This is a genomic window from Streptomyces sp. NPDC097595 (assembly GCF_044761525.1).
GTDB classification, from domain to species: Bacteria; Actinomycetota; Actinomycetes; order Streptomycetales; family Streptomycetaceae; genus Streptomyces; species Streptomyces drozdowiczii_A.
On sequence record NZ_JBIWCN010000004.1, the window covers coordinates 278,786 to 291,561 of the forward strand.

General features: G+C 71.4%; 12 protein-coding genes. 4 read left to right on the forward strand and 8 right to left on the reverse strand.

What is annotated here, in order from left to right; all coding sequences use genetic code 11:
* Positions 1-109 precede the first annotated feature (109 nt).
* The gene (locus ACIQZN_RS08495) at positions 110-262 is read right to left on the reverse strand and encodes a hypothetical protein (protein ID WP_403989913.1); all 153 of its coding nucleotides are present in this window, start codon (positions 260-262) and stop codon (positions 110-112) included.
* Between ACIQZN_RS08495 and ACIQZN_RS08500 the strand changes: the two genes are divergently transcribed.
* A complete protein-coding gene (locus ACIQZN_RS08500) occupies positions 192-419 on the forward strand; it encodes a hypothetical protein (RefSeq protein WP_403989915.1) in 228 nt (75 codons plus the stop codon). The two genes, ACIQZN_RS08495 and ACIQZN_RS08500, sit on opposite strands and share 71 nt — an antisense overlap.
* A 299-nt stretch (positions 420-718) precedes the next feature.
* On the opposite strand, the gene ACIQZN_RS08505 is transcribed toward ACIQZN_RS08500, so the two are convergent.
* Together ACIQZN_RS08505 and ACIQZN_RS08510 are read right to left on the reverse strand one after the other, a co-directional pair.
* Entirely contained in the window at positions 719-2,347 is a 1,629-nt protein-coding gene (locus ACIQZN_RS08505; protein ID WP_403989585.1) for an IS200/IS605 family accessory protein TnpB-related protein, read from the reverse strand.
* Positions 2,340-2,915: an IS607 family transposase gene (locus ACIQZN_RS08510; RefSeq protein ID WP_403989586.1), complete on the reverse strand. Its 576-nt coding sequence runs from the start codon at positions 2,913-2,915 to the stop codon at positions 2,340-2,342. The genes ACIQZN_RS08505 and ACIQZN_RS08510 overlap by 8 nt, the downstream gene beginning before the upstream one ends.
* Positions 2,916-3,052: 137 nt before the next feature.
* Here ACIQZN_RS08510 and ACIQZN_RS08515 point away from each other — a divergent pair, with 137 nt between their 5' ends.
* Positions 3,053-3,859: an HAD family hydrolase gene (locus ACIQZN_RS08515; RefSeq protein WP_403490276.1), complete on the forward strand. Its 807-nt coding sequence runs from the start codon at positions 3,053-3,055 to the stop codon at positions 3,857-3,859.
* A 7-nt stretch (positions 3,860-3,866) separates the two neighbouring features.
* Here ACIQZN_RS08515 and ACIQZN_RS08520 read toward each other — a convergent pair whose 3' ends face one another.
* From ACIQZN_RS08520 to ACIQZN_RS08540, 5 genes are all read right to left on the reverse strand, one after another.
* Positions 3,867-4,460: a TetR/AcrR family transcriptional regulator gene (locus tag ACIQZN_RS08520; protein ID WP_403989588.1), complete on the reverse strand. Its 594-nt coding sequence runs from the start codon at positions 4,458-4,460 to the stop codon at positions 3,867-3,869.
* 193 nt (positions 4,461-4,653) lie between these two features.
* Positions 4,654-5,541, reverse strand: a complete 888-nt coding sequence (locus tag ACIQZN_RS08525) for an ABC transporter permease (RefSeq protein WP_403989590.1) — start codon at positions 5,539-5,541, stop codon at positions 4,654-4,656.
* Positions 5,528-6,508 (reverse strand): ATP-binding cassette domain-containing protein, encoded by a 981-nt coding sequence (locus tag ACIQZN_RS08530; RefSeq protein WP_403989592.1) that lies wholly within the window; start codon positions 6,506-6,508, stop codon positions 5,528-5,530. The genes ACIQZN_RS08525 and ACIQZN_RS08530 overlap by 14 nt, the downstream gene beginning before the upstream one ends.
* 74 nt (positions 6,509-6,582) lie before the next feature.
* Positions 6,583-7,815, reverse strand: coding sequence for an outer membrane lipoprotein carrier protein LolA (locus ACIQZN_RS08535; protein WP_403989594.1), 1,233 nt, complete (start codon positions 7,813-7,815; stop codon positions 6,583-6,585).
* 237 nt (positions 7,816-8,052) lie between these two features.
* Positions 8,053-9,063: a polyprenyl synthetase family protein gene (locus ACIQZN_RS08540; RefSeq protein WP_403989596.1), complete on the reverse strand. Its 1,011-nt coding sequence runs from the start codon at positions 9,061-9,063 to the stop codon at positions 8,053-8,055.
* Between the two features lie 156 nt (positions 9,064-9,219).
* On the opposite strand from ACIQZN_RS08540, the gene ACIQZN_RS08545 reads away from it, so the two are divergent.
* Together ACIQZN_RS08545 and ACIQZN_RS08550 are read left to right on the forward strand one after the other, a co-directional pair.
* Positions 9,220-10,719, forward strand: coding sequence for a peptide MFS transporter (locus ACIQZN_RS08545; protein WP_403989598.1), 1,500 nt, complete (start codon positions 9,220-9,222; stop codon positions 10,717-10,719).
* Between the two features lie 9 nt (positions 10,720-10,728).
* Positions 10,729-12,723 (forward strand): CocE/NonD family hydrolase, encoded by a 1,995-nt coding sequence (locus tag ACIQZN_RS08550; RefSeq protein ID WP_403989600.1) that lies wholly within the window; start codon positions 10,729-10,731, stop codon positions 12,721-12,723.
* Positions 12,724-12,776 lie beyond the last annotated feature (53 nt).

The following is a 12,776-nucleotide window of genomic DNA, read 5'->3' on the forward strand; positions in this document are numbered from 1 at the left end:
GTGGGACGCGGCTACGCATCCGCTGACCTGCGGTGATGTGAGGCTACGGAGCCGAGGCACGGTCCCCGCCCGGGACGCCGGGACGGGGCGGCGGCGGGCCGCCGGACGCTCAGGCCTTCGGGTCGCCGGACCGCAGCGCGTCGAGCAGCGCGAGGGCGTTCGCGTCACTCCATCCGGACAGCGTGACCAGAATCTTCCCGCCAGGCATCACCTGGTGCAGCCATGGCAGCGGGACGTACCTGACCGAGCAGGTGGCGATCAGGCGGCCGTACGGTCCCGCGTCCGGCGCACCCAGCAAGCCGTCCCCGACGATCCCCGGCGTGCAGATCGGCGCCCTCAACCTCGAAATCGCCCTGACCAACTTCTTCAACCGCATCAACCGCACGATCAAGGAACCCGCCGGGAAGACGTGGGGCTGACGCCCCCGTGTTCCGCCTCCACGTGCCGCCTGCGCAGCACCCGGGCGTCCGTCTCGCGGCTCCCGTCCCGCTCGCTCCGGGCGACGGCCTCCGCGAGGTCGAACTCCTGGCACGTGCGGCACGGTTCGGATTCCCCCGGCGTGCTCACGCGACCTCGCCCCGGCTCCGCGCGTTCTCCCTCGCGGTGCGCGCGGCCAGCCGTTCGGCGGGAGTCGCGTCCCGGGTGTGCTCGGGCCGCACCTCCCACTCCGTGCCGCCCCTGGGCGACCGGAGCGTCCAGTAGGGGCCGGCGACCGTTCCTATTCAGTGAGCAGGAGTGAGTCCTGGACCCATTCCTGTTCGCTGCGGACATCCCGAACGGTTTTGGGTGTCCTGGTTGCCCGCGTTCTCGTCGCGTCCGGTGGCGCGGATCGTGTCCGTGGTCCGGGGATGCGGGGGCGGGTTTCCTCACGTCCTGGGGCACCTGGTGCGGCCTGGACGGTCCGATGCCCGTGCGCATCGCTCTGGTGCGCACGGGGCGGTGTCGTCCGACGCCGGATCGGGTGTCCGAGGGCGCGTCTCCCGATCGCGATACCGGCGGCATCGTGACGGGACATCTTCCGGTGCGGGGTGGCCAGCGGCTTCTGCCAGTGCTGGCCACCCCACATCGAGGTGTAGGCGGGGTCGACCGCGATGATCGCGAGACCGTGTTCGGCCGCCATGGAAACGAGGCGGGCTTTGAGCTTGCCGGTGGGCATGCCGGAGATCAGTTGCCGGAACCGTTTCCTGCGCCCGTGCTTCTCCCGGGTCTTCTCGGCGCTGAAGTCGAGATCCTCGATGGCGATCGCCGTGACACCGGTCCGGGCGGCCCAGTGCAGGAGTTGGGTGAGGGCGTGGCGGACCTGTGCGTCCCGGTGTGCGGCCGTTCTGGACAGGTCGTAGGCGAAGCGGTGGGGGTTGCCGACGGGGTTGCCGTGGGGGTCGAGGCGGTAGGCGGCGAAGTGGCCGGCGTTGGTGTCCACCCCGATCACACCCCCGGCCCTCGCAGCCTCCAACGGGACGGTCTGCACGACAGGTCGTTGCCAGGACGCGGTCAGGTACCAGCGTCCTCGGCGGGTGTCGTAGTGGATGCGGTAGGCGACGGCCCGGTTGCCTACGACACGGTCGGCCCACTCCGCACCCCGGTGCGCGAACCCGACCGTGCAGGTGAGGGTGTAGCGGCCGTGTGCGCTGTTGGCGAGGTGGGCCAGGGGGACGGGGAGTTTGATGCTGACCCGGCCGTCCGGGGTGACGCGGATCGTCTCGTTCCCGTACCGCTTTCCCGACTCACCGTCCGCCGCGAGGAACCACCGCTCCGCCTCCCAGCGCTCACGCCACTGCGCCACGCTCAGCCCGGCCTCTTCGAGGTGGTGGCGGGTGTTCAACAAGCGTTTCCCGCCCCGCACGACCCGTACCCGCCCCGACCGCCAGTCCGCGACAGCAGCCGCAAGCCGGTCCTCCAAGGCTGTGAGACGGCGGGACTTGTGGAACCACTCACCCCGGGACCGGTAACCACCCGGCGCCCGCTTGGTGCCCTTCGAGCCGACCGGGAGCGACAGGCGGTGGCGCAGCGTCCTGATTCCGGCCTCAAGGCTGCGGATGTGCGCGGCCAGGCACCGCCTCGCCAGCGCCCACTGATCATGTGACGCCTTCGTGACCGCTCCCGCCCATCTGGATGACGACTCGCCCGTCAGACCCCGCTTACGGGCCGCCCATGAGGCGCTGGAGTGCTCCAGGCCCTCAGCGCAACGCGCTTTGAGGTCCATCGAGGCGAGCGAGCCCAGGTGCGCACTCACCAGGCGCAGCACGTTCCTGTCCTCGTGCGTGAGGTCCTTGAGCCGGGTACGTACCGCCACACCGGACGGGCCGGGAGCGATGAACGCAGCGGTGACCGGGCGGAGGTCAGCCATGTTCGGCGGCCTCCATTGCCCTGCGGGCACGGTTCCGTGCCGACCTGCGCCCGTACAGGCGGGCGCAGAACGAGGTCAGCACCTCCACCATGTCCCGCACCAGGTCGTCCTCGACTTCGCTGTCGTCCAGCACCAGGAGGCGACGGCCCGTCGCGCACAAAGCGGCCTCGACAAGTTCTACGTTCATCCGTCCGAACCGGTCCTTGTGCTCCACCACCACGGAGGTCACGTGCGGATCGGCCAGCAGGCGCCGGGCCTTGGGGCGGCAGCCGCTCATCCCGGAGGCGATCTCTGCCTCGACCCGAACGACCCGGTGACCGGCCTTCGCCGCCCACGCCGGCAGCCGGGCGACCTGGCGCTCCAGATCGCTCTTCTGGTCGTGCGAGGACACGCGGGCATACAGACCCACTCCGCCCATGGCCCCGGACGTGGTGTTCGCGTCCACGTTCACCAGGATCGTGCGCGGCCCGACCCGCTGAGCCGGCACCGGCAACGTTCCCTCACGGAACCATCGATACGCGGTCTGCGGATGCACACCCTGCGTCCTCGCCCACTCCGTCAGATTCACGCCCTGAGAACGACACTCACTCAAACGTGGTTACGCTCACTCCCTCAGCTCTGAGGACCAGCAGGTGGATACCCCACGCCCCCGCCCCGCCACAACTCCGCCGGGGGCTCCGGAAACCAGCGCCTACGCTTGCTGCCATGCCCATCCCACCCGCATATGCCCTTGTCGCGACCGACCTGGACGGCACCCTCCTGCGCGGCGACGACACCGTCAGCCCGCGCACCCGCGCCTCGCTCGCCCTGGCCCGCGCGGCCGGCGCGCGCCACCTCGTCGTCACCGGGCGGCCCGTGCCCGGTGTGCGGGAGTTGCTGGACGGGCTCGGGTACGAGGGGCTGGCCGTCTGCGGGCAGGGGACGCAGGTGTACGACGCCGGGGCGCGGCGCACCGTGCGGGCCGTCACGCTCGACCGGGAGGCGGCCGGGACCGCGCTCGGGAAGATCGAGGCCCAGGTGGGGCAGGTCTTCGCCGCCGTGGACCAGGACGGGGCCGAGGGGCGCACGCTCATCGAGCCCGGCTACCGGCTGCCCCACGCCACGCTGCCCGCGCAGCGCACCCGGCACCGCGACGAGCTGTGGGCCGAGCCCGTGATCAAGGTGCTCATCCGCCACCCCGAGCTGAGCGACGAGGCGCTGACCGCCGAGGCCCGCGCGGTCGTCGGCGACCTCGCCACGGTGACGCACTCCGGCCCCGGAACCGTCGAGCTCCAGCCGTACGGCATCGACAAGGGCGCCGGGATCGCGCTCGCCGCCGAGGAGCTGGGCGTGGACCCGCGCACGGCGATCGCCTTCGGGGACATGCCCAACGACCTGCCGATGTTCCGCAGCTGCGGCTACGGCGTCGCCATGGGCAACGCCCACCCGGAGCTGCGCGCGGCGGCCGACGAGGTGACGCTCTCCAACGAGGAGGACGGGATAGCGGTCGTGCTGGAACGGCTCTTCGGGTGAACCCGCCTCACCGGTCCAGCGTCGCCCCCAGCGCCCGCAGCACGTGGTCCACCAGCTTCCCCACGTCCTCCGCGTCCTGCATCGGCTTGCGCAGCACATGGCGGTAGTACAGCGGGCCGTAGAGCATCTCCACCGCGAGATCCAGGTCCGCGTCCGGCGGGATCTGGCCCTGCTCCTGCGCGCTCCGCAGCCGGCCGACCGCCTCCTGGAAGCGGGGATCGATCAGCTGCGTGCGAACTGTTTCGGCCAGCCGGTCGTCGTGGTGGAGCTCCGAGAGGATGCCCGCGTAGGCCGGGCCGAACGGGGGCACGGCGAGGACGTTCACCGCACCCGTGAGGTGGGTGCGCAGGTCCTTCGCGATGTCGCCGGTGTCCACGAACGGGGTCGCGGAGACCAGCATCTCCGTAAAGGCTTCCAACAGGACCGCGCTCTTCGACGGCCACCAGCGGTAGATCGTCTTCTTGCTCACGCCCGCCCGCGCCGCGATCGCCTCGACCGTGACCCGTCCGTAGCCCCTCTCCGTACAGAGATCGAGGGCGGCTTGCAGGGTCGCCCTGCGTGAGCTCTCGCTCCTGCGCAGTGAACTCGGCGATGTGGTCATTCGGTGAGCATAGGACTCTTTGAGCCAAACCTTATTGACAGCGAGTCGCTACAAGTCGAACAATGCTCTGGCGGAAACGGAACGTACCGTGTCGGCTCGTTCCTTCTGTTTTCCGCGCCGTTCGTGCCGTTCGTGCCGCGACGAGCCGATCGGGGGACGGCTCGCCGGCCGACGGTACGGGCGCGGCTCCCTCTCAGGCGGTGATGTCCTTCGCCGTGAACCGGGCCCAGGCCGCAGAGCCGAACACCGCCACGTACAGCCCCTGAAGTTCGAGGTTCTTCAGCAGCTGGTCCCAGTAGACGGGCTCGCGCAGCAGGTCCGCGAAGGACAGCCAGTAGTGCGGGAAGAGGTAGGGGTGCACCCCGCTCAGCTGGGGGATGGTGTCCACGATCTGGACGGTGATCAGCACCCCGACCGTCGCCGCCATGGCCGCGATGCCACTGTTCGTGAGCGTCGAGACGAACAGCCCGAGCGCCGCGAAGCCGGTCAGGGACGCCGCCACGAAGACCGCGACGACCCCCGCGCGTACCAGGCCCTCGCCGAAGCCGATCGTCGTCCCCGAGATCGTCGTGACGTCGCCCACCGGGAACAGCAGCGCGCCCACCGCCAGCGCGGACGCGGCCACGACGAGCGTCGCGACCAGGCAGAAGCCGAGCGTCGCGGCGTACTTCGCGAGCAGCAGCCGCGTCCGGCCGGCCGGGGCGACCAGCAGATAGCGCAGGGTGCCCGCGTTGGCCTCGCCCGCGACCGCGTCGCCCGCGATGACGCCGACCGCCATGGGCAGGAAGACGGGGAGCGTCGCGGCGAGCGCGGCGAAGACCAGGAAGAGCCCGTTGTTGGTCACCTGGGACAGGAAGGCCGGCCCGCCGCCCTCTCCCCCGGCCCCCGCCGAGGAGCCGTCCGCCGTCTCGATGCGCACGGCGATCCCGATCAGGGCGGGCACGGCGGCGAGCACACCGAGCAGCGCGAGGGTGCGCCAGCGGCGCAGGGTGGTGGCGCACTCGGAGCGGAGGATGCCGAGGGTCCAGAGGGGGTTGCGCCCAGCGGACCCGGTCTCCTGAGCGGTTTCAACTCGCGACATCGAATCCCTCTCCCGTCAGGGCCACGAACGCGTCCTCCAACGAAGCCCGTTCCACGCCGAACGCCCGCACCCGGACGCCCGCCCGCACCAGCGCCGCGTTGAGATCGGCCGGGTCCACCGTGCCCGGCGGGGCGTCCGCGCGGACCCGGTCGCCGTCCACCGTGATCCCCGTGACGCCGTGCTCCTTCAGCACCCGCGCCGCGTCCGCCGCGTCCGGCGTGGTGACCGCGAGGCGGCTGCCCGTGGCCAGGCCCGCGACCGGGCCCTGGGTGAGGAGGCGGCCCCGGGCCATCACCGCCGCGTGCGTGCAGACCTGCTCGATCTCGTCCAGCAGATGGGAAGACAGGAAGACCGTGGTGCCGTCCGCCGCCAGCTCCCGGACCAGGGCGCGGATCTCGCGCATGCCCTGCGGGTCCAGGCCGTTGGTCGGCTCGTCCAGGACGAGGAGGCGGCGCGGCCGGAGCAGGGCGGCGGCGAGGCCGAGGCGCTGCTTCATGCCCAGCGAGTACGCCCGCGCCTTCTTGCCGGCCGCCGGGGCGAGCCCGACCCGGTCCAGCGCGTCCCCGACCCGGGCGGCGCGGGTGCGCGGGTCGGCGGTGGGGTCGGCCCGGTCGAACCGGAGGAGGTTGTCCCGGCCGCTCAGGAACCCGTACAGCGCGGGTCCCTCGATCAGCGCGCCGACCTCGGGGAGGACGGTGCGCGAGGCGTCCGGCATGGGGCGGCCGAGGACGCTCGCGGTGCCGGAGGTGGGGGCGATGAGGCCCATGAGCATCCGGATCGTGGTGGTCTTGCCGGAGCCGTTGGGCCCGAGGAAGCCGAAGACGCTGCCGCCGGGCACGGTGAGGTCCAGGCCGTCCACGGCGAGCTGGCCGCCCCGGTAGCGCTTGGTCAGCCCGCGCGTCTCGATGACGGGTGCGGTGCCGGGTGCCCCGGGCTGCCCGATGGGCTCGGCGTCGGGCCCTGCCATGCGTGCTCCCCACTGGTCGTACGGTCGCGCCCGCCCCGCCGCGCGACACGCACGGCGGGGCGGGCGAAGGAGCGTCAGCCCGCGTTCGCGGCGGCGACCAGCGCGTCCTTGGTGACCGCGCCCACGTAGACGCGGCCGTCGTCCGTCATCAGCGCGTTGATCAGGCGGGTCTTGAAGACCGTGCCCGAGCCGAACTTCCCGCTGACCTTGTCGCCGAGCGCGTCCAGGAACTGCTGGGCCTCGGCGGGGACGTCCTTCGACGCCTCGGAGGGCAGCGCCGCGCCGCCGGGCGTCTTGAACTCGGCGATGCTGTTCCAGCCCTTGCCGATGATCTTCGGGGCGCCCTCGCCCTCCGCGGCCTTGAACTTCCCCAGGTCGCCCCGCGACTTCTCGTGGCCCTCGGCCTTCGCGTCGTCGGCCTCGGTGACCTTCGCGCCCTTGGGCGGGGTGAAGGCGAACGAGGACGCGGCGGGCTTCCCGAAGTCGACGGAGGTGAAACCGGCGTCCACGACCGCCTTGCCGCCGCTGCTGGGCTGAAGCGTGAACTTCAGCGGCACGCCGTTCTCCGCGTCCACGGCGACGGTGATGGACCCGACCGTGGAGCCCTTCTGCTCGGGCTTCAGGACCAGGCGGTACGCGTCGCGCCCTGCGACCCGCGCGGTGCCGTCCACCGAGACGGACGTGGTGCCGTCGGCGGCCTTCAGGGCCTCCTCGGCGAGCGCCTTCGGCGTGGTCGGGACGCCCTCGGGGGCCGCCTGCTCCTTGCCGTGCGGCGCCTTGCCCTTGCCGTCCGCGTGGTAGACCGCGTTGGAGCCGCTGTCGTAGGCCCAGACCTCGTCGCCGTTGTGGATGAGGCTGTACTCGGACGCCTGGTCCAGGACGGACAGGCGCTGCTTGTCGGGGCCGTCGGCGGCCACCCGGAGGGTGTGCGTACCGGAGGCCAGCTCGGTGAGCTTGGACTGCGGGTCGGCGCTCGATCCGCCCTTGCCGCCGTCGCCGTCCTCGGCCGCGCCGGACAGGAAGGAGCCGGCCAGGCCGCCCATGGACGGGATGCCGAGGTCCGTGCTGATCTTCACCGTGCCGGAGAACTGCTCGGTGTCCGACGCGGCGATCTTCTCGATGAGTTCCTGCGCGGTGATCTTCGGCAGATCGGGGTCGCCCGAGCTGGCGAGCGCCGGGACCAGGCCGATCGTCGCGGCCGCCACCCCCGCCACCGCTACGGGGACGATGTAACGCACGGCCTTGCGGCGGCCGGCGGGCCTCCGGACGGCCGTGCCGTTGGTCTCCGCGCTGTCGTTCGGTGCCATGTGTGCCCTACCTCCGTGGTCGGCGGCTTCCGTCGGGATGCACTCGTCCACTCCGTGCCGCCATTCTCACCCGTTTTGGTCAGGAGTGGTTGTTCTCCATCTGACCAAATCGGGCGGCCCGAAGCGTCAACCCCCGGGAGCAACCTCGTGTACCTCTTCGGTATGACGGTGGAGGGCCATTTCTCCACCGCCCAGTAGGGGTTGGGCCCTCACAGGCAGTCGCGGGCCACGGGTCCGTCAGCCGGCGCGGTGGACCACCGCGTCGCACAGCTCTTCCAGGGCGAGCTTCGCGTAGCACTCCGGGAGCGGCTTCAGCGCCGCCCGCGCCTCCTGGGCGTACCGCACGGTGTCGCGGCGGGCCAGCGCCAGGGCCGGGTGGGCGCGCAGCAGCCGCAGCGCCTCCGCGAGCCGGTCCGGGTCGCCGAGGTCGGAGTCGAGCAGCTCCACGAGGGCCAGGTCGTCCGGCTTGCCGTCCGCCGCGGCCTGCGCCCTGAGGTGGAGGACGGGGAGGGTCGGGATGCCCTCCAGGAGGTCCGTGCCGGGGGTCTTGCCGGACTCGTGGGAGTCCGACGCGATGTCCAGGACGTCGTCGGCGAGCTGGAAGGCCACGCCGAGCCGTTCACCGTACTGGGTGAGGATGTCCACCGCGGCGTCGTCGGCGCCGGACATCAGCGCCCCGAACCGGCAGGCGACGGCGATCAGGGAGCCGGTCTTGCCGCGCATCACTTCGAGGTAGTGGTCGACCGGGTCGCGGCCGTCGCGCGGGCCCGCGGTCTCCAGGATCTGGCCGGTGACCAGGCGCTCGAACGCCTCCGCCTGGATGCGGACGGCCTCCGGACCGAGGTCGGCCAGTATGTGCGACGCGCGCGCGAAGAGAAAGTCGCCGGTCAGTACGGCGACCGAGTTGCCCCAGCGGGAATTGGCGCTGTCGACGCCCCGTCGCACCTCGGCCTCGTCCATGACGTCGTCGTGGTACAGCGTCGCGAGGTGGGTCAGCTCGACCACGACGGCCGCGGGCACCACGCCCGGCGCGTCCGCGTCGCCGAACTGGGCGGCGAGCATCGCGAGGAGCGGCCGGAACCGCTTGCCGCCCGCGCGCACCAGGTGCTGGGCGGCTTCCGTGATGAAGGGCACGTCGCTCTTGGTGGCATCGAGCAGGCCCGACTCGACAGCAGCCAAACCGGCCTGGACACCGGCCTCAAGAGCCTGGTCCCGCACGCTCAGTCCGAACGGCCCGACGACGGTCACGAGGGGATCTCCTGTCTGCTGACGATCACACGGAATGTCGATGTGTCGTTGCCACCACTCAAGTCAGCGTATCCGGTCCCCTTTGGATCACCGTGGGCGCCTTCCCGCATCCGCCGGTATGTTCGGGATCAGCTCATACGATCAGGAGTTGCCGCTTTGTCCCACACAGCAGCAGACACCGAACCGGCGCAGCCGCCCCCGGCCGACGACCACGCGTTCTTCGGCCAGCCACGGGGTCTGATGACCCTGTCCGGCCTGGAGGTCTGGGAGCGGTTCTCGTTCCTCGGCATGCAGGCGATCCTGGTCCTCTACTTCGCGGACACGGTCGCCAACGGCGGCATGGGCATGGAGGCCGGTACCGCCGCCTCCGTCTCGGCCGCGTACGGCACGCTCGTCTACCTGGTCTCCGTGGCCGGCGGCTGGCTGGCCGACCGCATCCTGGGCTCGTACCGGGCGGTGCTGTACGGCGGCATCCTGATCGCCTGCGGGCATTACGCCATGGCGGTGCCCACCAACGCGATGACCTGGGTCGGGCTCGGTCTGATCAGCGCCGGTACGGGGCTGCTGAAGCCCAATGTGGCGACGATGGTCGGCAAGCTCTACCGCACGGACGACGAGCGCCGGGACGCGGGCTTCGCCCTCTATTACATGGGCATCAACATCGGTGCCTTCCTCGGTCCGCTGATCACCGGCTGGCTCGGTGACCACGCCAGCTGGCACTGGGGCTTCTCGGCCGCCGCCTTCGGCATGACGCTGGGCCTCATCCAGTACGTGGCGGGCCGCCGTCACCTGGCCGGCCGAAAGCACGCCGCCGAATTCCCGCTGGCCCCCGGGCCCATGCGCCGGGCGGTCCTGCTGATCGTCGTCGGGGCGGTGGTGGTGGCGGCCGTCGCGACCGCGCTGGCCCTGGCCGGCTGGCTGACGATGGACCGGTTCGTGGACCTGCTCACCCTGATCTCGGTGATCGCACCCGTCGTCTACTTCGCGGTGATGTTCCGCAGCCCCCGGGTCACCGCCGAGGAGCGCGGCAGGCTGCGCCCGTACGTCGTGCTGTTCCTGGCGTCCGTGGTGTTCAACTTCATCCTCTTCCAGGCGTACTCGACGATGATGCTGCTCGCGTCGACCAACGCCCGTACGGAGATCTTCGGCTTCCACTTCCCGGCGAGCTGGTACGCCTCCGCGCTCGGCGCCTTCGAGGTGCTGCTCGCCCCGGTGGTCGCGGCCGTCTGGGCGAAGATGGGGCCGCGCCAGCCGCACGCCTCCAACAAGATCGCGATCGGGGTCATCCTCGGCGGTCTCTCGTTCCTGCTGATGGTCCTGCCCACCTCCGGGCACACCGGCGACACGTACAAGATGGCCGCCTGGTGGATCGTCGGCTCCTATCTGCTGCTCGGGCTCGGCGACATCCTGCTGGAGACCTCCGGCATGTCGGCGACGACCAAGCTCGCCCCGAAGGCGTTCGCCAGCCAGACCATGGCCCTCTGGTTCCTCTCGCTGGCCCTCGCCAACGGCATCCAGGCCCAGATCGTGAAGCTGTACGGCGAGGTGTCCAACCCCGCCTACTTCGGTGTCAACGGCGCCGTGGCGGTGGTGGCCGGTGTGGCCGTCATCGCCGCCGCCCCCTGGCTCAGGCGCACGATGCACCCCGTCCACTGAGGTACGCCCATGCACATCCAGACCGCGTTCCCGTACGAGACGACCCGCGAGGACCTCTACATCCCGCTGCCGGACGGCACCCAGCTGTACGCCCGGATCTGGCGGCCGGTCACGGACGAACCCGTGCCCGCCCTGCTGGAGTACCTGCCGTACCGGCTGAGCGACTGGACCGCGCCGCGCGACTGGCAGCGCCACCCCTGGTACGCCGGACACGGCTACGCCTCCGTCCGGGTGGACGTGCGCGGGCACGGCAACAGCGAGGGCATGCCGGGCGACGAGTACGACGCGACGGAGCTGGCGGACGGGGTCGCGGTCGTGCACTGGCTGGCCCAGCAGGAGTGGTGCTCCGGCCGGGTCGGCATGTTCGGGATCTCCTGGGGCGGCTTCAACTCGCTCCAGATCGCCGCGCTGGCCCCGGAGCCGCTGAAGGCCATCGTCACGGTGTGCTCGGCGGACGACCGCTACGACAACGACGTCCATTACATGGGCGGCTCGGTCCTCGCCGTGGACATGCACGCCTGGGCGGCGACCATGCTGGCCTTCGTCTGCCGGCCGCCCGACCCGGCGGACGTCGGCGACGACTGGCGGCAGATGTGGCTGGACCGGCTCGAAGCGGTGGACCCCTTCATCCACACCTGGCTCTCCCACCAGACCCGCGACGCCTACTGGAAGCACGGCAGCGTCTGCGAGGACTACTCCGCGATCGAGGCGAACGTCCTCGCGGTCGGCGGCTGGCACGACCCGTACCGGGACACCGTCCTCCGGCTGGTCGAGCACCTGGACCCGGCGAAGGTGCGCGGGATCATCGGCCCCTGGTCGCACCAGTACCCCGACCGGGGACTGCCTCCCGGACCGGGCATCGGCTTCCTCCAGGAGACCCTGCGCTGGTGGGACCAGCACCTGAAGGACGAGGACACCGGGGTCATGGAGGAGCCGCTGCTGCGGTCCTGGATCAGCGAGTCGCACCCGCCCGCCACGGTGTACGAGACGCTGCCCGGCCGCTGGGTCGGGGAGACCAGCTGGCCGTCGGAGAACGTCACCCCGGTCGCGTACGCCCTCCAGGGCGGGCCGCAGATCGTCCACTCGCCGCAGCAGACCGGGCTGGACGCCGGGCGGTTCTTCCCCTTCGGCAACGACGCCGACCTGCCGCCCGACCAACGCGACGAGGACGCCAAGTCGCTCTGCTTCGAATTCCCGGTCGCCGACGCGCCGATCGAGATCCTGGGCAGACCCCGGGTGAGCCTGCGCATCACCATGGACGTGCCGCGCGGCCAGGCCGTCGTCCGGCTCTGCGACGTCGCCCCCGACGGCTCCTCCACCCTCGTCACGCGCGGCGCGCTCAACCTCGCCGCCCGGGGCGGCCGGGACCGCACCGAGGACTGGAAGCCCGGCGCCACCGAGGACGTCACCTTCGAGCTGAACGGCATCGGGCACACCTTCCCGCCCGGCCACCGCATCCGGCTCGCCGTCTCGTCCTCGTACTGGCCCTGGATCTGGCCGCAGGCGGGCTCGGCGGGCTTCACCCTGGAGGCGGACGGCAGCCTCGTCGAGCTCCCGGTGCGGCGGCACACCGAGGATCCCGCCATCCGCTTCGAGGAGCCCGAGCAGTCCGAGCCGCTGGGCGTCGTCTACCCGGAGACGCTGGACGCGCCGCGCCCGGAACGGCTCGTCGTCCGCGATGTCGCCAAGGGCGAGTGGCGGATGGAGGTGGACCCCCGCTACGGCGGCACGCGGGTCTACCCGGACGGGCTGGAGTTCACCGAGGACGCGGTGGAGACGTACACCATCCAGGAGGGCGACCCGCTCTCCGCGCGGACCCGGTCCGACTGGACGATCCGGCTGCACCGGCCGGAGATGGCCTGGGACGTGCAGATCGACACCCGCTCCGAGATCACCGCCGACGCGGACGACTTCCACACCGTCAACGAGGTCGTCTGCACCGAGGGCGGCGAGGTCGTCTTCCACCGGACCTGGGAGAAGAGCATCCCGCGAACTTCCGGGTGACGTCGCATGTGAGGCGTACTTTCCAGGGCATTGGGGATGGTTGGGGCACTGCC